The organism is Xylanibacter oryzae DSM 17970, from assembly GCF_000585355.1.
GTDB classification, from domain to species: domain Bacteria; phylum Bacteroidota; class Bacteroidia; order Bacteroidales; family Bacteroidaceae; genus Prevotella; species Prevotella oryzae.
In genome coordinates, this window is record NZ_KK073873.1 from 891,111 (window position 1) to 917,550 (window position 26,440).

Annotated in this window: 21 protein-coding genes and 1 tRNA gene; 9 read left to right on the plus strand and 13 right to left on the minus strand. The window is 36.6% G+C overall.

Annotated features, from left to right (window positions below; all coding sequences use genetic code 11):
* The 7 genes from XYLOR_RS03685 to rplU all read right to left on the minus strand — a co-directional run bounded on the left by XYLOR_RS03685 (position 1) and on the right by rplU (position 7,030).
* Positions 1–1,266: a hypothetical protein gene (locus XYLOR_RS03685; protein WP_036877064.1), complete on the minus strand. Its 1,266-nt coding sequence runs from the start codon at positions 1,264–1,266 to the stop codon at positions 1–3.
* 142 nt (positions 1,267–1,408) lie between these two features.
* Positions 1,409–2,146 (minus strand): tRNA 2-thiocytidine biosynthesis TtcA family protein, encoded by a 738-nt coding sequence (locus XYLOR_RS03690; protein ID WP_036877067.1) that lies wholly within the window; start codon positions 2,144–2,146, stop codon positions 1,409–1,411.
* A 26-nt stretch (positions 2,147–2,172) separates the two neighbouring features.
* Positions 2,173–2,541 (minus strand): DMT family protein, encoded by a 369-nt coding sequence (locus tag XYLOR_RS03695; protein WP_036877070.1) that lies wholly within the window; start codon positions 2,539–2,541, stop codon positions 2,173–2,175.
* On the minus strand, positions 2,541–4,889 hold the full coding sequence (locus tag XYLOR_RS03700; protein WP_036877073.1) for a bifunctional dihydroorotate dehydrogenase B NAD binding subunit/NADPH-dependent glutamate synthase: 2,349 nt from the start codon (positions 4,887–4,889) through the stop codon (positions 2,541–2,543). Before XYLOR_RS03700 ends, XYLOR_RS03695 begins: the two co-directional genes overlap by 1 nt.
* Positions 4,890–4,932: 43 nt before the next feature.
* The gene (serS, locus tag XYLOR_RS03705) at positions 4,933–6,222 is read right to left on the minus strand and encodes a serine--tRNA ligase (RefSeq protein WP_036877075.1); all 1,290 of its coding nucleotides are present in this window, start codon (positions 6,220–6,222) and stop codon (positions 4,933–4,935) included.
* 207 nt (positions 6,223–6,429) lie between these two features.
* Entirely contained in the window at positions 6,430–6,693 is a 264-nt protein-coding gene (gene rpmA / locus XYLOR_RS03710) for a 50S ribosomal protein L27 (RefSeq protein ID WP_036877077.1), read from the minus strand.
* Between the two features lie 19 nt (positions 6,694–6,712).
* Positions 6,713–7,030: a 50S ribosomal protein L21 gene (gene rplU, locus XYLOR_RS03715; protein ID WP_036877079.1), complete on the minus strand. Its 318-nt coding sequence runs from the start codon at positions 7,028–7,030 to the stop codon at positions 6,713–6,715.
* A 751-nt stretch (positions 7,031–7,781) separates the two neighbouring features.
* On the opposite strand from rplU, the gene dapA reads away from it, so the two are divergent.
* On the plus strand, positions 7,782–8,669 hold the full coding sequence (dapA, locus tag XYLOR_RS03720; RefSeq protein WP_036877081.1) for a 4-hydroxy-tetrahydrodipicolinate synthase: 888 nt from the start codon (positions 7,782–7,784) through the stop codon (positions 8,667–8,669).
* A complete protein-coding gene (locus XYLOR_RS03725) occupies positions 8,666–9,559 on the plus strand; it encodes an AraC family transcriptional regulator (protein WP_036877083.1) in 894 nt (297 codons plus the stop codon). The genes dapA and XYLOR_RS03725 overlap by 4 nt, the downstream gene beginning before the upstream one ends.
* A 49-nt stretch (positions 9,560–9,608) precedes the next feature.
* Here the strand turns inward: XYLOR_RS03725 and rbr are convergent, their stop codons facing one another.
* Together rbr and XYLOR_RS03735 are read right to left on the minus strand one after the other, a co-directional pair.
* Positions 9,609–10,151 (minus strand): rubrerythrin, encoded by a 543-nt coding sequence (gene rbr / locus XYLOR_RS03730; protein ID WP_036877086.1) that lies wholly within the window; start codon positions 10,149–10,151, stop codon positions 9,609–9,611.
* Positions 10,152–10,252: 101 nt separating this feature from the next.
* Positions 10,253–11,278, minus strand: a complete 1,026-nt coding sequence (locus tag XYLOR_RS03735) for an asparaginase (RefSeq protein WP_036877088.1) — start codon at positions 11,276–11,278, stop codon at positions 10,253–10,255.
* Positions 11,279–11,385: 107 nt separating this feature from the next.
* Here XYLOR_RS03735 and uxaC point away from each other — a divergent pair, with 107 nt between their 5' ends.
* The 6 genes from uxaC (at position 11,386) to carB (ending at position 21,862) form a co-directional block, all read left to right on the plus strand.
* Positions 11,386–12,789 carry a glucuronate isomerase gene (gene uxaC, locus XYLOR_RS03740; RefSeq protein ID WP_036877090.1) on the plus strand — a complete coding sequence of 468 codons (1,404 nt, stop codon included), beginning with the start codon at positions 11,386–11,388 and terminating at the stop codon, positions 12,787–12,789.
* Positions 12,790–12,942: 153 nt separating this feature from the next.
* Positions 12,943–13,749 (plus strand): polysaccharide biosynthesis/export family protein, encoded by an 807-nt coding sequence (locus XYLOR_RS03745; RefSeq protein WP_036880635.1) that lies wholly within the window; start codon positions 12,943–12,945, stop codon positions 13,747–13,749.
* A gap of 9 nt (positions 13,750–13,758) precedes the next feature.
* Positions 13,759–15,603, plus strand: coding sequence for a glutamine--fructose-6-phosphate transaminase (isomerizing) (gene glmS, locus XYLOR_RS03750; protein ID WP_036877092.1), 1,845 nt, complete (start codon positions 13,759–13,761; stop codon positions 15,601–15,603).
* 23 nt (positions 15,604–15,626) lie between these two features.
* The gene (locus XYLOR_RS03755) at positions 15,627–17,522 is read left to right on the plus strand and encodes an amidophosphoribosyltransferase (RefSeq protein WP_036877094.1); all 1,896 of its coding nucleotides are present in this window, start codon (positions 15,627–15,629) and stop codon (positions 17,520–17,522) included.
* A gap of 16 nt (positions 17,523–17,538) precedes the next feature.
* The gene (gene carA, locus XYLOR_RS03760; protein ID WP_036877096.1) at positions 17,539–18,615 is read left to right on the plus strand and encodes a glutamine-hydrolyzing carbamoyl-phosphate synthase small subunit; all 1,077 of its coding nucleotides are present in this window, start codon (positions 17,539–17,541) and stop codon (positions 18,613–18,615) included.
* A gap of 19 nt (positions 18,616–18,634) precedes the next feature.
* The gene (gene carB / locus XYLOR_RS03765; protein ID WP_036877098.1) at positions 18,635–21,862 is read left to right on the plus strand and encodes a carbamoyl-phosphate synthase (glutamine-hydrolyzing) large subunit; all 3,228 of its coding nucleotides are present in this window, start codon (positions 18,635–18,637) and stop codon (positions 21,860–21,862) included.
* A gap of 53 nt (positions 21,863–21,915) precedes the next feature.
* On the opposite strand, the gene XYLOR_RS03770 is transcribed toward carB, so the two are convergent.
* From XYLOR_RS03770 to XYLOR_RS03785, 4 genes are read right to left on the minus strand one after another with little or no spacing between them, the layout of a single operon-like run.
* Complete coding sequence (locus tag XYLOR_RS03770; RefSeq protein ID WP_036877100.1) at positions 21,916–23,322, minus strand: aldo/keto reductase; 1,407 nt, start codon at positions 23,320–23,322, stop codon at positions 21,916–21,918.
* 12 nt (positions 23,323–23,334) lie between these two features.
* The gene (locus XYLOR_RS03775; RefSeq protein ID WP_036877103.1) at positions 23,335–24,828 is read right to left on the minus strand and encodes a 4Fe-4S binding protein; all 1,494 of its coding nucleotides are present in this window, start codon (positions 24,826–24,828) and stop codon (positions 23,335–23,337) included.
* 11 nt (positions 24,829–24,839) lie between these two features.
* Positions 24,840–25,616, minus strand: a complete 777-nt coding sequence (tatC, locus tag XYLOR_RS03780; protein ID WP_036877106.1) for a twin-arginine translocase subunit TatC — start codon at positions 25,614–25,616, stop codon at positions 24,840–24,842.
* A complete protein-coding gene (locus XYLOR_RS03785) occupies positions 25,613–25,846 on the minus strand; it encodes a Sec-independent protein translocase subunit TatA/TatB (RefSeq protein WP_036877108.1) in 234 nt (77 codons plus the stop codon). The genes tatC and XYLOR_RS03785 overlap by 4 nt, the downstream gene beginning before the upstream one ends.
* A 259-nt stretch (positions 25,847–26,105) precedes the next feature.
* On the opposite strand from XYLOR_RS03785, the gene XYLOR_RS03790 reads away from it, so the two are divergent.
* Positions 26,106–26,179 (plus strand) — tRNA-Asp (locus XYLOR_RS03790).
* The last annotated feature ends 261 nt before the right edge of the window (positions 26,180–26,440 follow it).

Consider the following 26,440-nt stretch of genomic DNA (forward strand, 5'->3'; position numbering starts at 1 on the left):
TTATTTGTTTAATAATATATTTTCGGTATTCCTAATTGATTTCTCTAATACGTGGATGTCATTATTCATCTTTTCTATCGCCTTTTCGGATTCTAAGATATTGCTTCGCATATTTCCCCTTGTAGCATCATCCGAATTATGATATTTATCACGCATATTTTCCAAGTTTTTCTCTTCTTGGGCATATTTATTCTGCATCTCTTGTAGTGATGTGAATTGCTCTTTGTCGGTAGGTGACTTGAAGTCTGATAGGTTGTAATATGTTATATTGTCGTTGATGACAAATTCAAATGCGTTCTTATGTTTTCTCTTATTGTCGATGGCTACCATTTCATTATATTTTTCGAGGTAGGCGTTTCTATCGGCAATGTCGGTCCATGTGTTCTTGATACTCTCAATACGGGCGAATCTCTTTATCTGTGCTTCGTTGTATACTTTGGGATCGTATAGTTTACGGGTCTCTGAAGGTATAAATATGTACACGCATACGTTACCGGCTTTTTGATTACGATCGCTTACGAACCATCCTATACTGTCGATATCATTCTCGGCATACATATAGTCGTTGGCCGGTGAATTAAACGGCATACCTAAATTCTCAGGTTTTAGAAATTTTGTGTTTTCGGCGTCATAGCGGGTTACGAATATGTCGTAACCTCCAATACTTTCAGAGCCTTTAGCTGCAAAGTAGAGTGTGGTTCCATCTGCCATCATAAATGGATAGTTAATATCATCATTTATGTCTTCAAGACCATTTACTTTTTCCGCATCGCTCCATTTCCCGGCTAGTTTGTCTGAAGTATATATTGCCAGATGTCCAGATGAGTCTCTTTGCGAATAATAGCACTTGTTACCTAGTCCGTTGGTAAATACGTACGAATCCGGCTGGGTAGTGGTATTAAAAAATTCATTGTATGGAGTGATCGTACCGGACTCTTTATTGAGCTTTATACCTTTTAAAAAATCGTTTTTGCTTAAAACAACGCTGTCGATTATGCATATGTTTTGTGTGGCAGTCAACATGCTTGCTCCTTTGCGTGCTTTATTTAGTAAGATATTATCTTCTGTTACTGGCTGTTTCTTCTTTGTCTTAAGTATTATTGCAGACTGCAATTCTTTGACTGCAGTATTAAATTCATACTTGTTGATAAGCTCAGGTATTGTTTCCTTAGCTGTTTTGGGCATCTTCATTGTCTTGGCATTTTGGGCTGTAATATATGAGATACCACTGATTATTGATAATATAAAAATAAAAAATCTCTTCATATTTGTTATAAATGCAAATTCAATATAAAGATAATGCAGGTCGGGGAGTGCACAGCTTTATTGCTCTGGCTGACGTCGAAATGCAGGTTATCTTATGCAAAGATAATAAAAGTTTCCGGATAGAGGAAGCTATTAACAAAGATTATAAGCCTTCTATAAGTTTGCCTTCGCTTTCAAGACTGTTCCATATGGAATAACGGGCTTCTGGGTTCATCTTTTCGATTTGATCAAACAGCTGTTTAATTTCACTGCGGTGCGAGTCGGTTTCGTAAGGACATAATTTTATCTGTTTTTGGTATCCTTGATTTATTGCGTATTGTTTTATGTCCGACTCTATTTCAAGGCAAAGTGGTCGTATCAGTGTTAATGGCATCTTCTTGAACTTGAGTTTTACGGGCATTGTGGAGAAGTGCCCTTGAAATATCTCGTTCATTAGTGTAGTGTGTATAATGTCGTCAAAATGATGACCGAATGCTATTTTGTTGCATCCTAATTCTTGTGCCAGATTGAAAATATTTTTTCTTCGATTCCATGAACATAGGAAGCATGGTGACTTACGGTTGTCTGTGCTTGCATCAAATTCTGTTGTAATTATATGAAGTGGAACATCGTATTGTGAAGCAAAACTTTTAAGGTATTCAGTGTCTGTTTCGTATTTGATATTTTTCATACGAATATGTACAGCTTCTACTTTAAAAGTTGGTTTCTGTATCTTCATTCTTCTAGCTAATAACTCAAGCAGACAAAGTGAATCTTTACCACCAGAGAGTCCTATGAGAATATGATCACCGTCATCTATAAGTCTATACTCTGATAATGCTTTTCGAAAGCGACTTATGATTTTTTGTTCTAGCTTTTGTTTAACTGTCTTTGTTGGCATAAATCAATTGCTTTTTATTGACTTTATTATTTTAGAAAAACAAGATATACTGCTCCAATTAATAATACGAATGCTGCATAATGGTTCCATCTCAGACCTTGATTTTGGAACATAATATTTACAATCACAGCAAAAACGATAAGACTGATACACTCTTGAATAACTTTTAGTTGTACAAGATTGAAAGGGCCTCCGTTGTCTACAAAACCTAAACGATTGGCCGGTACTTGACAACAATACTCGAAGAATGCAATTCCCCATGAAAATAAGATAACACATATTATCGGCCAGTTACTACTGATACCTGTCTGCTGTAATTTTAAATGCCCGTACCAGGCAAGTGTCATAAACACATTACTAAGTACGAGCAATATGATTGTATATAATCCGTTCACTATTTCTGAAGTTGCTTATCCATACTAGCAGCCGCCTTACGACCATCACCCATGGCAAGGATAACTGTAGCGCCACCGCGTACAATATCACCACCGGCATATATCTCAGGGCGTGAAGACTGCATGTTTTCATTTACTACAATGGTATTTTTTCTTCCTAGTTCAAGTCCAGTAATAGACTTAGGAACGAGTGGGTTAGGAGATACGCCGACTGCAACAATTACCTGATCAACATCTAATGTTTTTGTTTTTCCAGGGATTGGTTCCGGACTACGGCGACCGCTTGCATCCGGTTCTCCTAGTTGCATCTCTTGCAGTATCGCTTGTTTTACTGCTCCATTTTCGTCAGCAATATATTCAAGCGGATTGTGTAAGGTTAAGAAGTCTATACCTTCTTCTTTTGCATGTTTTACCTCTTCTAAACGAGCTGGCATTTCAGCTTCAGAACGGCGATAAACGAGTGTAACTTTAGCTCCGAGACGTTTAGCTGTACGGCATGAATCCATAGCCGTGTTACCACCACCGACAACAACAACTCTTTTACCTAAATTGATAGGTGTATCTGTTTTAGGATTAGCTGCATCCATCAAGTTTACACGGGTAAGGTACTCGTTAGAAGACATTATATTAATAGAGTTCTCGCCTGGAATATCCATAAAGTTTGGCAAACCTGCGCCTGAACCTACAAAGATACCCTTGAAACCACTCTGTTCGAGTTGACTTACAGAGATGGTCTTACCTACTATGCAGTCTGTCTGGAAATGCACACCCATCTTTTTGAGGTTTTCGATTTCCACATCAACAATCTTGTTGGGCAGACGGAACTCCGGAATACCATATTTTAAAACTCCACCGATTTCGTGAAGTGCTTCAAACACATATACATCATAACCTTTTTTGGCCATATCACCGGCAAAGCTCAATCCTGAAGGACCAGAACCTACAACGGCAACTTTTATTGCATTTGAAGGAGCTATCTCCGGCATGGAAATGTTACCGCTTTCACGCTCGTAATCAGCTGCAAAACGCTCAAGGAATCCTATCGCTACTGCAGGTTCGTTCATCTTAAGGTGAATACACTTGCTTTCGCATTGTTTCTCTTGTGGACATACACGTCCGCATACAGCAGGTAGGGCAGAGGTATCTTTTAATACTTTAGCAGCTGCCAAGAATTGTCCACGTTCTATATTTTTAATGAATGATGGAATGTTTATGCTTACAGGACATCCCTCTATACATGTAGGTTTTGCACAATCCAGACAACGTTTAGATTCTGTAAGGGCCATTTCTTTTGTGAGTCCCTTGTTTACTTCTTCAAGGCGTGTGGTGGCGCGATAAATAGGATCAAGCTCGGGCATTAAAGCACGTTTGATTGCTGTACGCTCTTTTGGTTTCATAGATGAACGTAACTCTTTACGCCATTCTGCATTTCTGTCTGTCAGGACATCTATAGAATCACTTGTCGGTTCTACGTCCATTGTTATATCTGTTGTAAACTTCTCATTCGCAGTACCTGAAACATTCTCTATATGATCTTGGTAATGTTCCATCTCCTCTTTCTCTGCACCCTTGAAAGTGCCCATACGCTTGAACATTTCATCCCAGTCAACCAATGCTCCGTCAAATTCCGGACCATCAATACAAACAAATTTAGTTTTGCCTCCGATAGTAAGACGACATGCGCCGCACATACCTGTTCCGTCGACCATGATTGTATTCAGAGATACATCTGTAGGCAGATTGTATTTTTGTGTTAGCAGGCAGCTGAATTTCATCATTATAGCAGGACCAATGGCAAAAACCTTGTCTATATGTTCCTGATTGATGAATTTTTCAATTCCGATTGTTACCACGCCTTTTTCACCTTTAGAACCGTCGTCGGTCATGATGATAGTTTCATCGCTGTTGGCACGAACTTCATCCTCAAGTATGATGAGATCTTTGTTTCTACCGGCCAAGACAGACAAAACTCTATTGCCGGCAGCCTTCAATGCCTTGATTATTGGCAACATAGGAGCGACACCAACACCACCTCCTGCACAGATAACAGTTCCATATTTCTCAATATGAGTAGGATTACCTAAAGGTCCTACGACATCTGTTACATAATCACCTTCGTTGAGATTACATAGTTTTGTCGAAGATAGGCCAACTTCTTGTACGACTAACGTTATTGTACCTTTATCGGTATCAGCGTCAGCAATAGTCAGAGGCATACGTTCACCCTTGTCTCCTACGCGTATGATAACAAAGTTACCCGCTTTACGACTTTTTGCAATTAGTGGAGCTTCAATATCAAAGAGAAATACTTTCTCTGAAAACTGTTCCTTGCGAATGATCTTGTTCATATAAAAAGATTATTTAGATTATATTGTGTTTGTAGATTTTTAGTTAGAAATTATTTCCGTCGATCATTTCAAAGCCACAGTAAGGAACCAATGCTTTAGGTACACGAATGCCTTCTGGTGTCTGGAAGTCTTCTAAGATAGCTGCTACTATGCGCGGAAGGGCGAGGGCAGAGCCATTAAGAGTGTGGCATAATTCTATCTTCTTACTATTACTGTCGCGATAACGGCATTTCAGTCTGTTGGCCTGATAGCTCTCAAAGTTTGATACAGATGAAACTTCCAACCATCTCTTCTGAGCGGCACTCCACACCTCAAAGTCGTAGCATATTGATGATGTGAAACTCATATCACCACCGCATAGACGTAGTATGTGATAAGGCAATTCTAGTTTCTGACATAGGCGCTCCACATGGTCAAGCATCTCTTTCAATGACTGATATGAATGTTCTGGTGTATCAATTCTTACAAGTTCAACTTTGTCAAACTGATGAAGACGATTTAATCCTCTTACATCTTTACCATATGAGCCTGCTTCACGACGGAAACATGCAGAATAAGCACAACGCTTGATAGGAAGGTCTTTCTCGTCAAGAATCTCATCGCGGAAGATATTTGTTACAGGAACTTCTGCTGTAGGTATGAGATATAGATTATCTACCTCGCAATGGTACATTTGTCCTTCTTTATCAGGTAACTGACCTGTACCGTAGCCTGATGCTTCGTTGACGACATATGGTGGTTGTATCTCAAGATATCCATCTTTTCGTGCTTCTTCAAGGAAAAAAGCTTCAAGAGCACGCTGGAAACGAGCCATTTTACCTATGTAAATAGGGAATCCTGCACCTGTGATTTTAACACCTAAGTCGAAATCTATAAGGTTATATTTTTTGCATAAGTCCCAATGGCACATAGCACCTTCATGTAGTTCCGGTATATTGCCACCTTCTTTAACTACAACATTGTCTTCAGCACCTGCACCTTCTGGTACATCGTCGTTAGGAATATTTGGTATGGTACACAGTAGGGCTATAAGTTCTTTCTGTGATTTGTCCATCTCTTCCTGAAATGCCTTGTCTGCTTCTTTTAGAGATGCAACATTTTCTTTTATCTTGTCAACTTCATCTTTCTTGCCTTGTTTCATCAAGGCACCAATACTGGATGATAATTGTTTTGCTTCTTGTTTGTTCTTGTCTAATTTTTGTTGAGCTTCACGACGTTTCTTATCTATCGCAAGTACATTGTCAATGGCTTCTTTAGCACCTTTGAAGTGCTTCTTTTCCAAGCCTTTAATCACACGTTCAGTTTCCTCACTGATGAGTTTTAGTGTAAGCATAACTATCTTATTTTATGATTTTGTTTATTTCGCCACAAAGATACTTATTTTTATTGAGAATTGAAAATTGGAAAATGAGAAATTTAAGTGAAATATTATAATTTAATATAACATAAAGTGGCTATAAACGCAAAAATCCCAAATCTCCGTGGAGAAGTGGGACTTATGTTGTTTGTTTGGAATAATTTTTTGAAACTCTTGGTTTATTTAGGCTTCTGCGTTAGGGATAACCGAAACGACGCTCTTATCTTTGCGTCCCTTCTTAAAGTTAACCACACCATCAGCTAATGCAAATAGAGTATCGTCTTTGCCAATACCTACATTATTACCTGGATTGTGTTTTGTACCACGCTGGCGAACTATGATGTTACCTGCGATAACCTTCTGTCCACCCCAAATTTTAACGCCTAATCTCTGTGAAGCTGATTCACGGCCGTTCTTAGAACTACCTACACCTTTCTTATGTGCCATTTTTTTACTCCTCCTAAATTTAAGCGATTACTTGTTTAATTTCTATTTGTGTGAATTGCTCACGATGACCGTTGCGTTTACGCTCATCTTTACGGCGTTTCATCTTGAAAACGATGACTTTGTCACCTTTTACTAATGGTGAAACTACTTCACAAACTACTTTTGCACCATCTACGGTTGGCGCTCCGACTTGTACTTTACCTTCGTTATCAACGAGGAGTACTTTGTCAAATTCAACAGATTGGCCTTCTTTAGCATCTTTAATGTGATGAACAAACAATTTCTTGCCTTGTTCTGCCTTGAACTGCTGACCGTTAATTTCTACAATTGCGTACATAATTTTTTTATGTTAAACGGGTTTTTTCCGTCAGGCGGACTAGCTTAATGCTACCACTTGTTTGAGCCTAAACGGACTAAATCGGGCGCAAAGTTACAACTATTTTTTTGTACAAACAAATATTTTATTCAAAAAATATTGTTATGTAGGTATCATTACGGATTTTTTGAGCATAATTTAATGCTGTTTCTAAAAAAGTATGTTTGCCAGATTTGTTGATATCTTAAATTGATCCTTTATTTAGCACATACCTTTATGTAGAATTTCTTGTTATCTGAGATGCATTTGTGAAAACCATTCTTTTTTGATAACTAATTACGTGCTGCTTAATTTGTTGAAATTGAAGCTGTATAAACTAACAAAGCGATTGCCTTCACAGGTAATCGCTTCATATCTTCAATAGGTATTAGTTTCCTTTAAGGTAAAAAGATTGTTTTCAGGATAACGATTGCAAAGATAAATGATTTTTCCAAAACTCCAAAACTTTTTGAATATTTTTTTTGTAATTTTTTATTGTGCGGGTACACAAAAGGAAAAACATCATAAAAAAGATATTTTTTGTGTAATCAATTACTTGTATTATGCTCTATTTAGTCCTCTTATGTAGGTCTTGCCTGATAACATAATGTGACTATTTTGAATTTATTTGTATAAATATATATATATTATTTACAAATAAATTTTTTTTCGGAACATTGTTGTTTGTTATAATATAAAATTTGTATTTTTGCAACCGATAAAGAATTTAATTATGATAAACAATATTTTTAAGGGATTAGGAATTGCTTTAATAACACCTTTCAAAGCTGATATGACTGTAGATTATGATGCTTTGAAACGTCTTTTGTCATATCAAATTGACAATGGTGCTGATTTTTTATGCATCTTGGCTACTACAGGAGAAACACCATGTCTTACAAAAGATGAAAAGTCAAAAATAAAGGATTTTATAGTAGATAATGTTTGCGGGCGCATTCCTATTTTAATGGGATGTGGAGGAAATAATACTGCGGTTGTGATAGATGAACTGAAAAATGGTAATTTTAAAGGCGTGGATGGTGTCCTCAGTGTATGTCCTTATTATAATAAGCCATCTCAAGAGGGACTTTATCAACACTTCAAAGCTATAGCTGCCGCTACAGAATTACCTGTCGTTTTATATAATGTTCCTGGTAGAACAGGTGTTAATTTGGCTGCTGCAACTACAGTTAGATTGGCTAACGACTGCAAAAATATTGTTGCCATTAAAGAAGCAAGCGGTAATCTTGAACAGGTTGATGAAATAATAAAAAACAAGCCATCACGTTTTGATGTTATCAGTGGTGATGATTCTCTTACGTTTCCTATGATAGCTTGCGGTGCGGTAGGAGTAATCAGCGTGATAGGAAATGCTCTTCCAAAAGAATTTTCAAAGATGGTAAGACTGGCATTGCATGGTGAATACGATGTAGCTAGAAAAATACATCATAAATTTACAGACCTTTTTAATCTTCTTTTTGTTGATGGGAATCCAGCTGGCGTAAAAGCAATGCTACACCAGATGGGAATGCTAGAAAATGTTTTAAGACTTCCTTTAGTTCCCACAAGACTTACTACACTTCAAAAAATATCAGATATTCTTAAAGAATTGAAAATATGATAAATACGGATGAACGTAGAGTCATTCATGAGATAACTCCACTGATGGGTAAGGATATTCTTTATATCGCAGACAGGCATAAAAAAGAATTTACTTATCCAATTCATAACCATGAGGTATACGAACTGAATTTCATAGAACATGCAACAGGCGTAAGGCGTATTGTTGGTGATAGTACAGAAGAAATCGGTGAGTATGATTTGGTCCTGATTACAAGTCCGGATCTTGAACATGTGTGGGAGCAAGGCAAGTGTAATAGTCCTGATATACGTGAGGTGACTATACAGTTTGATCTGGATATGAGTGAAACTAGTATGTTTTGCAGAAACCCATTTAATAGCATGAAAAAAATGATGACAGAGGGAAGGAAAGGATTGTGTTTCCCATTGTCAGCTATTATGAAGGTGTATAGCCTTATTGATAAGTTGAGTTCAATAACAGACGGATTTTATGCTGTTATGCAATTTATGACCATACTCTACGAACTATCCAAAAGTGATGGAGCAAGGACTTTGGCGACAAGCAGTTATGCAAAGGTTTCTGACGAGAGTGACAGTCGTCGTGTTCTTAAGGTTAAAAATTATATATCAAAGAACTATATGGATGAAATACGCTTGGCGACATTAGCTGATATTGCAGGTATGAGCCCAAGTGCATTCAGTCGCTTCTTTAAATTGCATACAGGACGAAATCTTAGTGAGTATATAATTGATATAAGATTGGGGTGCGCAACTAGATTATTAGTTGATACCGCTCAGAGTATTGCTGAGATAAGTTTTAATTGTGGTTTTAATAACCTAAGTAATTTTAATCGTATTTTTAAAAAGAAAAAAGGTTGTTCACCAACAGAGTTTCGAGAAAATTATCATAAAACAAGAATTATAGTATAATAAAAAAGAGGTCTACAAAGACCTCTTTTTTATATTATGTAACTGATGATTAATAATTTTCAGCTTTAACTTGAAAATAGCTTTGCGGATGAAGGCATACCAGGCAAACTTCCGGGGCTACTTTCCCTATAACAATATGTCCGCAATTAGCGCATTGCCAAATGCAATCGCCGTCTTTTGAGAAAACCTTTTTGTCTTTTATGTTTTTAAGAAGTTTGCGATAACGTTCTTCGTGTGTCTTTTCAATTGCTGCAACACCTTCGAATTTTGCTGCAATTTCAATAAAACCCTCTTCGCGTGCATCTGAAGCCATACGAGCGTACATGTCTGTCCATTCATAATGCTCACCGTTTGCTGCATCCTCAAGATTTGAGTCTGTATCATTGATATTACCTCCGTTTAGATATTTGTACCACAACTTGGCATGTTCTTTTTCATTACCTGCTGTTTCCTCAAATATTGCTGCAATTTGTTGGAAACCGTCTTTGCGAGCCTTTGAAGCAAAGTAAGTGTATTTGTTACGAGCCATAGACTCTCCTGCAAATGCTTCCTGTAAGTTCTTTTCTGTTTTTGTTCCTTTTAAATCTTTCATAATATCAATATTATAATTAGTTATTTTTGCAAATATATGATTAATTTATCGTATTGTTAATCGGCTTCAGCCCTTTTATGTTTTTTTAATAATGAAACGGACTATTTTGTTATTTCCCCACGAAGAGATTTCTGCATATTCTGAATGACCTTGACAGTATCCCTATATCTACCTAGAAGGTACATTAATTTTGTTACTGCACTTTCTACCGTTGAATCATAGCCGCTTATTACACCACATGATTTAAGCCAGTTGCCCGTGTCATATCTTGACATTTCAACGGTGCCTTTCTGACATTGGCTTATGTTTACAATGATAATATTATTCGCTGTTGCTTCATGAAACAATTTCTTTAGCCATTCTTCTTGCGGAGCATTACCACTTCCATATGTTCGCAAAACAATTGCCCTTAATTCAGTAATGCCAATTATTCTTCGAACGAGATTCTCCTGTATACCAGGAAATAGACTGAATACAATAACATTTGGATTTAAGACCGTATGTGGAATCATATAATCTTGATGCTTTGGTTTTAAAACATGGAGAATGTTATATGAAATATTGACCCCGGTCTCTCCTAAATGCGGATAATTGAAAGTCTCGAATGCATCAAAAAGATCTGCATTACTTTTTGTAGCCCTGTTACCACGCAATAATCTACCATGGAAATAGATGCAGACTTCAGGTATTAAAGCAAAGCCTTCCTTGTTTTTTGCACTGGCAATTTCAATACTAGTAATAAGATTTTCTTTTCCGTCTGTACGAACTTGACCGATAGGCAATTGGCTTCCTGTAAGAATTACCGGTTTTGTAAGGTTCTCCATCATGAAAGATAATGCAGATGCCGTATATGCCATTGTATCAGTTCCATGAAGAACAACAAATCCGTCATACTTTTCGTAGTTGGCGTATATGATATTTACAAGCAAGCACCATTTCTGTGGTGACATGTCACTCGAGTCTATTGGAGGATTAAACTGGAATGTTTCTATATGGGCACCAATCGATGCCAGTTCCGGTACACTGCTTATCAATCTTATGAAATCAAAAGGCTCTAATGCCTTGGTAATAGGATTGCGATGCATTCCTATCGTACCACCTGTATATATTAATAATATGTCTGACATCGTTTACGTAAATTTTAGGCACAAAATTAATCATTTTATTGTGAATATCAAAAAAAACGTTGTATATTTGCATGAAATATTGATAAACTCTTAAAACTTAAAACATAATGAAACATTTTATGGATAAAGACTTCCTGCTTGAGACAGAAACTGCGCAGGATTTATTCCACAACCATGCGGCTAAAATGCCTATTATTGATTACCATTGTCATCTTATTCCAGAAATGGTCGCTAATGATCATAAATTTAAAAGCATAACAGAATTATGGCTGGGAGGTGATCATTATAAATGGCGTGCTATGCGTACTAACGGTGTTGATGAAAAATACTGTACAGGAACTGACACATCAGACTGGGAAAAATTTGAAAAATGGGCTGAAACAGTACCATATACATTCCGTAATCCTTTGTATCATTGGACTCATCTTGAATTGAAAACAGCTTTCGGAATAGACAAATTGTTAAGTCCGAAAACTGCTCGTGAAATATTTGACGAATGTAATGAGAAACTTAAATTGCCAGAGTATTCTGCTAGAGGACTAATGCGTAGATATAATGTAGAATGCGTTTGTACGACAGACGATCCTATTGATGATTTGCGTTTTCACAAACAGACACGCAAAAGTGGTTTTGAAATAAAAATGATTCCAGCATGGCGTCCTGACAAAGCTATGGCTGTTGACAATACTAAGAATTTTTCTGAATATGTAAATAAACTTGGCGAAGTTGCAGGTGTAACTGTATCAAAATTTGCTGATATGATTGATGCATTGCAGAAAAGACATGATTTCTTTGCTGCTAATGGTTGTCGTCTTAGCGATCATGGTATTGAGGAATTCTATGATGAAGAATATACAGACAGTCAGATAGAAATAATATTCGAAAAGGCTATGCGTTGCCAACAATTATCACAGCAAGAAATACGCCAGTTTAAGAATTGTATGCTGACGAAATTTGCTGAGATGGATTATGATTCAGACTGGACTCAACAGTATCATTATGGTGCAATTCGCGATAATAATACAAAAATGTTTGAACAACTTGGTCCTGATACAGGTTTTGATTCTATCGGTGAATTCAATACAGCAAAAGCTATGAGCAGATTCCTTAACCATCTCAATACAGAAGGTAAGCTTACTCGTACAATATTATATACATTAAACCCATGCGCCAATGAAGTTATTGCAACCATGCTTGGTAATTTTCAGGATGGTACATGCCCTGGTAAAATTCAGTTTGGTAGCGGTTGGTGGTTTAACGACCAACTAGACGGTATGACTCGTCAGATGAATGCCTTGTCTGTTTTAGGCCTATTGAGTCGTTTCGTTGGTATGCTAACAGATAGCCGTTCTTTCCTTTCATATCCGCGTCATGAATATTTCCGTCGTACTCTATGTAATCTTTTAGGAAATGATGTGGAGAAAGGCCTTCTTCCTAATGATAAGGAAAATCTTTATAGAATGGTTGAAGATATAAGTTATAATAACGCAAAGAATTATTTTAATTTTTAATTCTTTTCTTTAGAATATTACGAGGGTTGATTTTCATTGATTGAATTTCAACCCTCGTTTTTAATATAATAGAAATAAATGTTATGAAATATTTGCCAAATACAAAAATTAAGAGTAATTTTGCACCGATATAATGTATTATCACAAATGACAATGACAAAAAAACACGTTTTACCTATAGCCGTTTTGACTATAGTATTGTTCTTGAGTGGTTGCTCGGGTTCCACAAAGCAGGTAGCTTATTTTCAAAATAGTGATACAATAAGCCTTGCTAAATCAAAAGTTCTTTATGATGCGCATATAATGCCAAAAGATTTGCTTACTATTACTGTTAGCACAACAGATCAGGAAGCTGCAGTACCATTCAATTTGACAGTTCCTACAACAACATCTGCAGCTAACCGCTCTTCTTATGGACAAGCGTTGATGCAGGATTATCTAGTAGATAATGACGGCGAAATAGTTTATCCTGTAATTGGCAAAATACATGTAGGTGGATTGACAAAGAAAGAAGCTGAAATGCTTATAGATGAGAAAATAAAGCCATATATGAGTAAGGACAACAGGCCTATTGTTACGGTAAGAATGTCTAACTATAAAATATCCGTACTCGGTGAAGTGGACAAGCCAGGGACAATGTCAGTTGGAAATGAAAAAATCTCAATTCTAGAAGCATTAGCACAAGCTGGTGACCTGACAATTTATGGTAAACGTGAAAATGTTAAACTAATTAGGGAAGATGCACAAGGTGAAAAACATATATATAAATTGAATTTGAATGATGCAAATTTAATAAATTCACCTTATTACTATTTGCAACAGAACGATGTAGTTTATGTTGAACCCAATAAAGCAAAAGCACAGAATTCTCAGATAGGTAGTATGACTTCTATTTGGTTCTCTGCTACAAGTATTCTTCTTTCGTTATCATCACTTTTGTATAATATCTTTAAGAATTAATCATATTAAATGTGTGGAATAGTTGGATATATAGGTAAGAAAGGCGCTTACAATATATTAATAAAAGGTCTGAAAAGACTTGAATATAGAGGTTACGATAGTGCCGGTGTTGCAATGATAAACAGTAACGGTGCATTGAACGTTTATAAGACTAAAGGAAAAGTCTGTGAGTTAGAAAATTATGTAAAAGACAAAGATATAACAGGTAACATTGGCATTGCTCACACACGTTGGGCTACACACGGAGAACCCTCAAGTCAAAATGCTCATCCTCATTATTCTGAATCTAGAAATCTGGCTATAATTCATAATGGTATAATAGAAAACTACGCGGATCTTAAGAAGAAACTTCAAGAGAAAGGCGTTCATTTTCGTTCAGATACAGATACTGAAGTCTTAGTACAGCTGATTGAATATATTCAATTGCAAAAAAAGTTGGATTTGCTTACTGCTGTTCAATATGCGCTTAGAGAAGTTATCGGAGCATATGCTATTGCGTTGCTAGATAAAACTAATCCTAATCAAATCATTGCTGCTAGAAAACAGAGTCCGTTAGTCGTTGGAATTGGTAAAGATGAATTCTTTTTAGGATCAGATGCAAGTCCAATTGTTGAATATACCGATAAGGTCGTTTATTTGGAAGATGGGGCAATTGCTGTAATGCGTCTTGGGGAAGAGCTCAAAATTGTAAATATCCTTAATCATAAAATGGATACTCCTGTACAGACTATAGATATAAATCTTGGACAGATTGAAAAAGGAGGATTTCCACATTTCATGCTTAAAGAGATTTTTGAGCAACCAGAATGCATAACTAATTGCATGAGAGGACGAGTAAATACTTCTGCTAACAATGTTACTCTAAGTGCTGTAATAGATTATAAAAAACAGCTTGTTAATGCAAAGAGATTTATTATTGTTGCATGTGGAACTTCGTGGCATGCAGGTCTAATTGGAAAACAGATACTAGAATCGCTTTGTAGAAAACCGGTAGATGTAGAATATGCGTCTGAATTTAGATATAGAAATCCAGTATTAACAAAAGATGATGTAGTTATAGCAATTTCTCAAAGTGGTGAAACTGCTGATACATTAGCTGCTGTAAACATGGCAAAAGAAAAAGGTGCTTTCATCTATGGTATATGTAATGCAATTGGCTCAAGCATACCTAGATCAACGGATACCGGATCTTATATACATGTAGGTCCTGAGATAGGCGTTGCTTCTACAAAAGCATTTACAGGTCAGGTCACTGTACTGACAATGCTCGCTTTAGCTTTAGCTAATGTAATGGGGACTATCGAAGAAAAAAAATATTTAGAGATTGTTAAAGAGTTAAGTCTTATTCCTGATAAGATGAAGGAAGTTCTTAATCTTAATGACAAAATAGAGAGTCTGAGTAGAGCATTCACGTATGCACATAATTTCCTTTATTTAGGAAGAGGATTTAGTTATCCTGTAGCCCTTGAGGGAGCCCTTAAGTTAAAAGAGATAAGTTATATACATGCTGAAGGCTATCCGGCAGCAGAGATGAAACATGGCCCAATCGCGTTAATTGATTCTGATATGCCTGTAGTAGTCGTAGCAACTCATAATGCTCTTTATGAAAAGGTTATAAGTAATATACAAGAAATAAAGGCACGTAATGCGCGGGTTATAGCCCTTGTAACAAAGGGCGACAAGACAATCAGTAAAATAGCAGATCAAGTAATAGAATTGCCTGCAACTATAGAGTGTCTTGAACCACTATTGTCAACTATCCCATTGCAACTACTAGCTTATCATATAGCAGTATGCAAGGGAAAAAATGTGGATCAACCTAGAAATTTGGCTAAATCAGTAACAGTAGAATAAGGTAAAAGAAAAAGATATAATTGATGGAACAACTGAAACATGAATGTGGAGTGGCAATGATAAGATTGCTAAAGCCACTTGATTATTACCAGCAAAAGTACGGAACGTGGATGTATGGGCTTAATAAACTCTATCTAATGATGGAGAAACAGCATAATCGCGGTCAGGAAGGTGCAGGTATGGCTTGCGTGAAATTAGAAACTCAGCCTGGTAATGAATATATGTTTCGTGAAAGGGCGATGGGGGCTAATGCGATTACCGAAATATTCGGTACAGTCCAACAAAATTTTGTGAACTTATCGCCTGATCAAATTGCGAATTCGGAATATGCAAAGCGCGAATTACCATTCGCCGGCGAACTTTATATGGGCCACCTCCGGTATTCAACAACCGGCAAGCGTGGCCTTCAATATGTCCACCCGTTTTTGCGTCGTAATAATTGGAGAGCAAAAAACCTAAGTCTTTGCGGAAACTTCAATATGACAAATATTGACGAGATATTCAAAAAGATAACAGCTCAGGGTCAGTGTCCTCGCATATACAGTGATTCATATATTATGCTTGAATTGATGGGGCATAGGTTGGATCGTGAAGTGGAACGCAATTTCGTCGAGGCTGAACGCCAAGGCTTAAAGGGTGAAGATATCACTAGATATATAGATGATAATGTCAAAATTAGCAATGTTTTGAAAACATCGATGCCTGATTTTGATGGTGGCTATGTAGTTTCAGGTATTACAGGAAGTGGCGAATTGTTTGCTATGCGTGATCCTTGGGGTATACGACCTGCATTTTGGTATCAAAATGATGAAATAGTTGTCATGGCAAGTGAGCGTCCTGTTCTTCAGACTACATTTGAATTGGAGTGCGAGGATGTGCAGGAATTGCAACCGGGTATGGCTCTGTTAGTTAAAAGGAATGGTGAATGTACTGTTGAGCGCATACTAGAACAGCGTGGTGATAAGGCATGTTCTTTCGAACGGATATATTTCAGTCGTGGTTCAGACCGTGATATATATCAAGAACGTAAAAAATTAGGTGAACAATTAGTTCCTAAGATTTTAAAAGCAATAGATTTTGATACAGATCATACAGTGTTTTCTTTTATACCTAATACAGCCGAAGTTGCTTTTTATGGCATGTTAAGTGGTTTTAAAAGATATATCAATGATCAGAAAATACATCAGATAGAGGCACTTGATCATAAACCTACCCATGAAGAGTTATTTCAGATAATGAATCAATATGTGCGTAGTGAAAAAGTGGCGATCAAAGATATAAAACTTAGAACGTTTATTACAGAGGGTAATTCTAGAAATGACCTTGCTGCGCATGTATATGATATTACATATGGATCTCTTGAAAAGAATATAGATAATTTGGTTGTCATTGATGATAGCATTGTACGCGGAACTACACTTAAAGAAAGTATTATAAAAATATTGGACCGTTTGCATCCTCATAAAATAGTAATAGTAAGTTCTTCACCTCAGATACGTTATCCAGACTATTATGGTATTGATATGAGTAGACTGGAAGAATTCATAGCTTTCCGTGCTTGTATTCAACTAATACACGACAAAGGCATGTATAATCTTATTGAAGATACGTATCATAAGTGTCTGTTGGAATTAGAAAAGCCTAAAAATAAAATGCGTAACTGCGTACAAGATTTGTATAAGCCTTTCTCTGTAGAAGAATTGAATGCAAAAATGGTACAAATGTTAAGGCCAAAAGGTGTTTCTACTCCTATAGAGTTGGTTTATCAATCTATAGAAGGCCTGCATACAGCTATACCAAACCAGAAAGGTGACTGGTACTTTACGGGTGATTATCCTACCGAAGGTGGTATGAAACTTGTAAATCAGGCATTTGTAAATTATATCGAAGAGGTATACAATAACGAACAAAAATTCTAAACTATACAAAAGAATAATGAAGAATGTAACATTAGTCTTGGAAGACGGAACAAAATTTCATGGAAAATCGTTTGGCTACGAGCAACCGGTAGCTGGTGAGGTTGTATTCAATACAGCAATGATGGGATATCCAGAGAGTCTCACAGACCCTTCTTATGCTGGACAATTAATGACACTTACTTATCCATTGGTAGGTAATTATGGCGTTCCTCCATTCACAGTGGAAGAAAACAAAATTGCAACATTTATGGAAAGCGACAAAATTTATGCATCTGCTATAATTGTTGCTGATTACAGTGAACAGTATAGCCATTGGAATGCTGTAGAGAGCCTTGCTGATTGGCTTAAACGTGAACATGTTCCTGGAATTACAGGAATAGATACACGTGAACTTACTAAAGTTTTGCGTGAGCATGGTGTAATGATGGGCAAGATTCTCTTTGATGATCAGCCTGATAATATTCCTGATGCAGATTATAATGGTGTTAACTTCGTTGACAAGGTAAGTTGCAAGAGCATCATCAAGTACAATGAAGGAGCAGGTAAAAAAGTTGTACTTGTAGATTGTGGAGTAAAGAATAATATTATAAGATGTCTTATCAATAGAGATGTTGAGGTGATAAGGGTTCCTTGGAATTATGATTATACAAATATGGAATTCGACGGATTGTTTCTTGCTAATGGTCCTGGCGATCCTGATCTGTGTGAGGATGCTGTTAATGTAATAAGAAAGCAAATGAGTATCAATACAAAACCAATATGCGGTATTTGTATGGGTAATCAACTGCTGGCAAAGGCAGGCGGCGCATCCATATTTAAACTAAAATACGGACATCGTTCACACAATCAACCAGTAAGAATGGTTGGTACGGATAAATGTTATATTACAAGTCAGAACCATGGATATGCTGTAGATGCATCTACATTAGGTAAAGATTGGGAAGAATTATTCGTAAATATGAATGACGGCTCAAATGAAGGTATACGTCATAAGACTAATCCTTGGTTTACTAGTCAATTCCATCCAGAAGCATGTTCGGGTCCGGTTGATACTGAATTTATGTTTGATAAGTTTGTAGAAGCTCTTCGTTAAATAGAAAAATAGGAAACATATGAAAGACGATAATATAAAGAAAGTATTGCTTCTCGGTTCAGGAGCCTTAAAAATAGGAGAAGCAGGTGAGTTTGACTATTCAGGTTCGCAGGCGCTTAAAGCTTTACGTGAGGAGGGCATTTATACAGTACTTATTAATCCAAATATTGCTACTGTACAAACTTCTGAAGGTGTTGCAGATCAGATTTATTTTCTTCCTGTTCAACCTTATTTTGTTGAACGAGTAATTGAAAAAGAACACCCTGATGGCATTTTGCTTGCATTTGGTGGTCAGACTGCTCTTAATTGTGGAGTTGAATTATTCAAGAGTGGAGTTCTTGAAAAATATAATGTTCGTGTTCTTGGTACCCCAGTACAAGCTATTATGGATACTGAAGACCGTGAACTCTTTGTTGATAAGTTGAAAGAGATAAATGTCAAAACAATAAAGAGCGAAGCTTGCGAAGACTTAGAACATTGCCGTAGGGCTGCAGCTGAATTAGGATATCCAGTTATCATTCGTGCTGCTTATGCACTAGGTGGTTTGGGTAGTGGATTTTGTGACAACGAAGATGAACTTAATAAGTTGGCAGAAAAGGCATTTGCTTTTTCTCCTCAAGTATTAGTTGAAAAGAGTCTTAAAGGCTGGAAAGAAATAGAATATGAAGTAGTACGTGACCGTTATGATAATTGTATTACAGTCTGCAATATGGAAAACTTTGACCCGCTTGGCATACATACGGGAGAGAGTATTGTTATTGCTCCTTCGCAGACTTTATCTAACAGTGAGTACCATAAACTGCGTGCTTTGTCTATAAAGATAATTCGTCATATAGGAATAGTAGGAGAGTGCAACGTACAATATGCCTTTGATCCCAAGAGTGAGGATTATAGGGTAATAGAGGTTAATGCTCGTCTAAGCCGTTCTTCTGCATTGGCTTCAAAAGCGACAGGATATCCTCTAGCTTTTGTAGCAGCAAAACTAGGAATGGGCTATGGACTGTTTGAACTTAAAAACTCTGTAACCAAAACTACAAGTGCATTTTTTGAACCAGCTCTTGATTATGTAGTATGTAAGATTCCTAGATGGGACTTAAGCAAATTTCATGGAGTTGACCGTGAATTAGGTTCTTCAATGAAATCTGTTGGTGAAGTTATGGCCATTGGGCGTAATTTTGAAGAGGCCATCCAGAAAGGACTAAGGATGATTGGTCAAGGCATGCACGGATATGTTGAAAACAAAGAACTTAATATAGAGAATATTGACGAATCATTGCAAGAGCCTACAGATAAACGAATCTTTGTTATATCAAAGGCAATGCATAAAGGCTATACGATTGACCAGATACACGACCTTACAAAGATTGATAAATGGTTTCTTCAGAAACTTAAGCATATTATTGATATTGACGAGAAACTACGTAAATGCACAAGCGTAAATGTACTGGATAAATATTTGTTACGCGAAGCTAAAGTTTATGGCTTTACCGATTTCCAGATAGCCAGAGCTGTAGGTCTTGAAGAGGAAATACATAATATGTATAAGGCAGGACTTGTGATACGTAATCTTCGTAAGAACTATGGTATTACTCCTGTAGTAAAGCAGATAGATACATTGGCTGCCGAATATCCTGCACAGACTAATTACCTTTATGTTACTTATGCAGGTGTTACGAGTGATGTAAAGTTTGAAAATGATAAACGCAGTATAGTCGTAATTGGTTCTGGCGCTTATCGTATTGGTAGTTCTGTAGAATTCGATTGGTGCGGTGTTCAGGCATTGAATACAATACGTAAGGAAGGTTACCGTAGTATAATGATAAACTACAATCCGGAGACGGTTTCTACCGATTATGATATGTGTGATCGCCTTTATTTTGATGAACTTACATTTGAACGTGTAATGGACATCATAGATTTGGAAAATCCACATGGAGTCATAATATCTACAGGAGGACAGATTCCTAATAACATGGCTATACGTCTTGATGATCAATGTGTGCCAATATTAGGAACATCTGCAAAAGATATTGACAATGCTGAAGACAGAGCGAAGTTCTCTTCTATGCTTACACGCAATGGAATAGATCAGCCTGAATGGAGTGCATTGACCAGTATGGATGATATAAACGTATTTATTGATAAGGTAGGTTTCCCTGTATTAGTACGTCCTTCGTATGTTCTTTCTGGTGCAGCAATGAACGTTTGTTCTAACGAAGAAGAACTTGAGAGATTCCTTAAATTGGCTGCTAATGTCAGTGAAGATCATCCTGTTGTAGTTAGTCGTTTCATTGAGCATGCAAAGGAAGTTGAGATGGATGCAGTGGCCAAAGATGGCGATATTATTGCATATGCTATTAGCGAGCATATTGAATTTGCCGGTGTACACTCAGGTGATGCAACAATACAGTTCCCTCCTCAAAAATTGTATTGCGAGACTATTAGAAGAATAAAACGTGTCAGTCGTCAAATAGCAAAGGAATTGCACATAAGTGGTCCTTTCAATATACAATATCTAGCGCGTGAAAATGATATAAAGGTAATTGAATGTAACTTACGTGCATCTCGTTCTTTTCCTTTCGTTAGTAAAGTACTAAAGATTAATCTTATTGAACTTGCTACTAAGGTAATGCTTGGAATTCCGGTTGATAAACCTAATAAAAACTTGTTCGATCTTGACTATGTAGGTATTAAGGCTAGTCAATTTTCATTCAACCGACTCCAAAAGGCCGATCCTGTACTTGGAGTTGATATGTCATCAACAGGTGAGGTTGGTTGCCTAGGTGATGATACTACACAGGCTCTATTAACTAGTATGCTGTCTGTTGGGCACAGAATACCTAAGAAGACAATCTTACTTTCAACGGGCTCTGCAAAACAAAAGGCTGAAATGCTTGATGCTGCTAAAATGCTTGTTGAACATGGATATAAAATATATGCTACAGGCGGTACATCTAAGTATCTTAAAGAAAATGGTATCGAAAATGAAATGGTTTACTGGCCAAGTGAACAATGGCATCCGCAAGCACTTGATATGTTACATGAACATAAAATAGATATGGTTGTTAACATACCAAAAGATCTGACAGCGAGTGAGTTGGATAACGGATATAAGATTCGTAGAGCTGCTGTAGATCTAAATGTACCATTGATAACAAATAGTAGATTAGCAAGTGCGTTTATTTATGCATTCTGTACTGTTAAACTTGAAGATGTGGATATCAAGTCATGGGCTGAATATAAATAAAGAATAACATAAAAACAAAATGGGGAGGTAATAAAAGCCTCCCCATTTTGTTTTTATATATTCTTATTTTCTTTAAGCTGTTCTACAAATACATCAATATTTTGTAATTCTTTAGGTATATCTATACTCTGAGGGCAGTGAGGTTTGCATTGTCCACAGCCAATACAATGGTCCGCCTGTCTTAATTTGGGCACACTTCTATCCATTCCTATAAGAAATTCCCTACGATACTTAATGTAATTAGGACTTCTAGTGTTTTGTGGCATGAGACCTTCATTCTGACATTTATTGTAATGCACAAAAATTCCGGGAATATCTACTCCATAAGGGCACGGCATACAGTATTTACAGTTGTTGCATGGTATTGTCTTGATATCCATCATCTTACAAGCTATATCCTCAAGGAATACTTTATCTGAATCTGTAAGTGGCTTGAGTGGACAATATGAAAGAAGATTATCCTTCAGGTGCTCCATATAAGTCATTCCACTTAATACCGTAAGTACGTCTTTGGGCGAAGCCGCATATCTGAAAGCCCATGAGGCAACAGAATGTTCCGGATCACGTTTTTTGATTTCATTAGCAAGTGGAACCGGTAAATTAGACAGTCGTCCACCCAAAAGTGGTTCCATAATTATTGCAGGAATACCATTTTTGTCAAGTTCATTATAAAGATATTCAGCATCGGTATTAATATCATTTATTTCCTTGGCGTGTTTCCAGTCTATATAATTAAGTTCTATTTGTGCAAAATCCCAATGATACTTATCGTTATTTGCTACTAACCAGTCAAAGACCTTGACATCTCCATGATAAGAGAATCCAAGGTTGCGTATTTTGCCTGTTTTACGTTTTTCAACAAGAAAATCTAGAATGCCATTATCTATATATCTCTTTTTGAAAGAATCCATACCATCCATACCTATTGCATGCAGTAGGTAATAGTCTATGTAATCTACTTGCAAGTATTTAAGCGAGTCATTGAACATTTCAATGGATTTTTCACGCGTCTGAGTAGAAGGGTCGAAATTAGATAGCTTTGTCGCGACATAATATTTATTCCGTGGATGCCTGTGAAGTGCTTTACCTGTAGCACTTTCGGAATTCCCCTGTGAATAAGCCGGAGAGGTATCAAAATAGTTTACCCCGTGGTCAATGGCATAATCTACAAGTTTATTCAGAGCTACCTGATCTACAGGAGCTGTACTTTCCAATGATTGGTCTGACCCTACTAGGGGAAGGCGCATCATACCAAATCCGAGTATTGATACTTTATCATTGGTATGTGGGTTTATGCGATATGTCATCTTTCCCTTAGGGGGTTCTACCTGTTCCTTATATAAATCAGCGTTTTTCTTAAGAGGATTTTTACATCCGGTCATTGCTGCAATAGCCCCGATAGAACCAGCACCAAATACTTTTAAAAATTTACGTCTATTTATTTTATTAGAATCTTTCATCTTATTGATAGTTTAAATTGTATGGTGTATTTCATGTCCCTCTACATAAATGGCTGAGAACGGACGAGCAGGGCATAGATTCTCGCATGCTCCACAGCCGATACAAATAGCCTCATTTACGGCAGGAACCATAATAGATTTTTCGTCATTAGGGTTTACCGGAACCATAGTTATGGCACCAGCCGGACAGTGGCGTGCGCAATTTCCACATGATTTATGGTCAGTTACTGGTATGCAATTTTTCTTTATCCATACAGCATGCCCCCTTTGTAAAGATGACTTGTAAGAGCGAGATATCGGTTTTATTGCTCCTGTAGGACAGACATGTGAACATCTAGTACACTCTATCCTGCAATATCCTCTCTCGTAAGACATTATGGGTTGCATAAGATGACTTAGGTCTGTAGAAGGTCTTAAAACTTCATTTGGACACTCTGAAACACAGAGTTGACAACCTGTACAATGTTTTGCCATGTTTTCTGCACTGATAGATCCGGGTGGCGTTAATGGAGTTTGTCGTTCAGGGGCAACTTTATTGACAATAACAGCCAAACCACCATCAACTTTCTTTTTGTTTTGTGCTAATGTTGCTGCAGTTGTTGCTATAGCAGCACTTAATAAGAACATTCGTTTTCCAGTATCTATAGACTCACCTGACTTATTTGATTCTCTTTCAGTATTTTCTCCTGTTTTATTGTGATTATAGTGAATTGCATCTTTATGGCATTTATCTATACAGTTTCCACATACTACACAACGACTGTAATCAATCTTGTAATTCTTAAAATCTATACAAGATGCTTTACATCCTTTGGTACAGAGTCCACATTTGACACATTTGTCTTTTTCAATATGTATTTTTAACCACGAGAAACGAGATAGTATACCAAGAAATGTACCAACAGGGCATATCGTGTTACAATAAGTTCTTCCGTTACGCCATGCAAGTACTATAAGGATAACAAGCGTAGATACTGCGATTATAAATGTAGGCATACTCTTAATCCAAACATCTACATTGTAGAATGCGTAACTATCATAATGCTGTGCTATCGCTGCAAGCATATTGTTTACTAATTCGTAGATAGGTTGAATAAGGTTACTGGCAATTCTTCCAAACGATCCATAAGGATCCAATAAGGCTACTAATGAACCGAGACCTGAAAAGAATGCTGCAATCATTATGATAAGCATCGTATAACGTAACCACGAAATAGCTTTTGAATAAGTGTATCGGTTTTTCTTTTTTATATTATGTATTTTCGCAATAGTATCCTGCAATATTCCTAATGGGCAAATTACTGAACAGTAAACACGCCCTAAAATCAATGTTAACAGGATTAATGCTACAATCACTACAGCGTTAACAGCTAAGATTGCTGGCATAAACTGAATTTTAGCCATCCAGCCCATCCAATGACGTATTGTACCTGTAAAGTCAAGAAACAACAGTGTCGTGAAAATGAAAAAGACTGTAGCAAGAGTTATTCTAACCTTTCGTATCATATCGTATTAAATTATTCTTTAATTTCTTTTGGTTTTGCAATTTTAACTATGAATATGCTGGCTTCATATAGTAACCAGATAGGTAGTGAGACGACAAACAATGTAAACGCATCAGTAGTAGGTGTTATTATAGCTGCTACAATTAATATTAACACAATAGCATGTCTCCTGTATTTTCTCATATATGAATCTGTAATAATCCCCATACGGGCCATTATCCAGCACATTACCGGCATTTCAAATATTACTCCCATTATCATATTCATCATAAGCAGTGTGTCTATGTATGACTGAATCGTAAGCATATTGGCAACATCTGAACTAATCTGATATGTTCCCAGAAACTTTAATGTAAGTGGAAAAATAAGGAAATAATTAAGTAACGTACCAATCATGAACATGATGTAAGCACTAGTTATCAGCCATAACGCATATCTTTTCTCGTTTGAATATAGCGCTGGTGAAACGAATCTGAATATCAGGTATAGTATGTAAGGCGATGCTAGTAGAACTCCAAAATAAATGGCTGTTCTTATGTGTATCATGAATTGCTCGGTTAGTCCTATGTTCATTAGGTGTATGCTGAATGCTTCCACCCCGAGCAGCCTATAAGTGATAAAGTTACTGTTTCTTGGTGCTAATACCACAGAAAACATTAAGTCCTTCATACAGAATGCTATTGCCGATAGCAATATCGTGAATAATACAGCCCTGATGATGCAACTTCTTAGTTCATCAAGATGATCCCAAAATGTAGCAAGATCTGCTTTCCCGTCCTTAACGCTCATTCTTTTTTGTTTCCATCATCGTTTTTGCTCTTGGTATCGTTTCCTTCTTCCTTTTTATCATTTTCTTCTTCTTTTTTATCGTTGTTGTTTTCAATACCATTCATACCATCTTTAAAACTCTTAATCCCCTTACCAAGACCTTTCATCAATTCAGGAATCTTCTTACCGCCGAACAACAGTAATATTATAAGAGCGATAACTAATATCTCTTGTGCACCTAATCCGAACATATCAATATGATTTAAATTATTATTATAGCAGCAAAATTATAAAAAAAGACTTAAAGTACAAAATATAAATCATATTTTCTTTTTAATTATGCATGATGCCATTAAAATAATAAAAGATGAAGCTTGTCTTTTTTATAATAAGGTGTATAGATAAGAGAAAAAAGTTTTTTTAAATCTTATGAAAAAAAGTCTCATAATATTTTGGGAATTAAAAAAATATTAATACCTTTGCAACCGCAAAACAGAATAGATACTATCAGGTGCGTTAGTTCAGTTGGTTAGAATGCCTGCCTGTCACGCAGGAGGTCACGAGTTCGAGTCTCGTACGCACCGCAAAAACCTAAAGATTAGTCTTTAGGTTTTTGTGTTTCTATATGTTTCAACCAATAATTTCTTATGAAAAACAATGCCACTATGCCACTATCTATATAAATGATTGTGTATCAAATATTTATAATTATATAATATTATAAAAGCCTTCACCAAATGCCACTCTAATGCCACTGTCTATATGTGCATATTAAGTAAAGCTATGCTTTTGTATTGTTGGAGTATAGCTTTGACATGGTAATAACATAGCTATTGCAGTATTGG

Coding starts and splice junctions, on each gene's coding strand:
- XYLOR_RS03685 (WP_036877064.1), bottom strand. CDS start 1,266: ATGAAGAGATTTTTTATTTTTATATTATCAATAATCAGTGGTATCTCA.
- XYLOR_RS03690 (WP_036877067.1), bottom strand. CDS start 2,146: ATGCCAACAAAGACAGTTAAACAAAAGCTAGAACAAAAAATCATAAGT.
- XYLOR_RS03700 (WP_036877073.1), bottom strand. CDS start 4,889: ATGAACAAGATCATTCGCAAGGAACAGTTTTCAGAGAAAGTATTTCTC.
- serS (WP_036877075.1), bottom strand. CDS start 6,222: ATGCTTACACTAAAACTCATCAGTGAGGAAACTGAACGTGTGATTAAA.
- rpmA (WP_036877077.1), bottom strand. CDS start 6,693: ATGGCACATAAGAAAGGTGTAGGTAGTTCTAAGAACGGCCGTGAATCA.
- rplU (WP_036877079.1), bottom strand. CDS start 7,030: ATGTACGCAATTGTAGAAATTAACGGTCAGCAGTTCAAGGCAGAACAA.
- dapA (WP_036877081.1), top strand. CDS start 7,782: ATGATAAACAATATTTTTAAGGGATTAGGAATTGCTTTAATAACACCT.
- XYLOR_RS03725 (WP_036877083.1), top strand. CDS start 8,666: ATGATAAATACGGATGAACGTAGAGTCATTCATGAGATAACTCCACTG.
- rbr (WP_036877086.1), bottom strand. CDS start 10,151: ATGAAAGATTTAAAAGGAACAAAAACAGAAAAGAACTTACAGGAAGCA.
- XYLOR_RS03735 (WP_036877088.1), bottom strand. CDS start 11,278: ATGTCAGACATATTATTAATATATACAGGTGGTACGATAGGAATGCAT.
- uxaC (WP_036877090.1), top strand. CDS start 11,386: ATGAAACATTTTATGGATAAAGACTTCCTGCTTGAGACAGAAACTGCG.
- XYLOR_RS03745 (WP_036880635.1), top strand. CDS start 12,943: ATGACAAAAAAACACGTTTTACCTATAGCCGTTTTGACTATAGTATTG.
- glmS (WP_036877092.1), top strand. CDS start 13,759: ATGTGTGGAATAGTTGGATATATAGGTAAGAAAGGCGCTTACAATATA.
- XYLOR_RS03755 (WP_036877094.1), top strand. CDS start 15,627: ATGGAACAACTGAAACATGAATGTGGAGTGGCAATGATAAGATTGCTA.
- carA (WP_036877096.1), top strand. CDS start 17,539: ATGAAGAATGTAACATTAGTCTTGGAAGACGGAACAAAATTTCATGGA.
- carB (WP_036877098.1), top strand. CDS start 18,635: ATGAAAGACGATAATATAAAGAAAGTATTGCTTCTCGGTTCAGGAGCC.
- XYLOR_RS03770 (WP_036877100.1), bottom strand. CDS start 23,322: ATGAAAGATTCTAATAAAATAAATAGACGTAAATTTTTAAAAGTATTT.
- XYLOR_RS03775 (WP_036877103.1), bottom strand. CDS start 24,828: ATGATACGAAAGGTTAGAATAACTCTTGCTACAGTCTTTTTCATTTTC.
- tatC (WP_036877106.1), bottom strand. CDS start 25,616: ATGAGCGTTAAGGACGGGAAAGCAGATCTTGCTACATTTTGGGATCAT.
- XYLOR_RS03785 (WP_036877108.1), bottom strand. CDS start 25,846: ATGTTCGGATTAGGTGCACAAGAGATATTAGTTATCGCTCTTATAATA.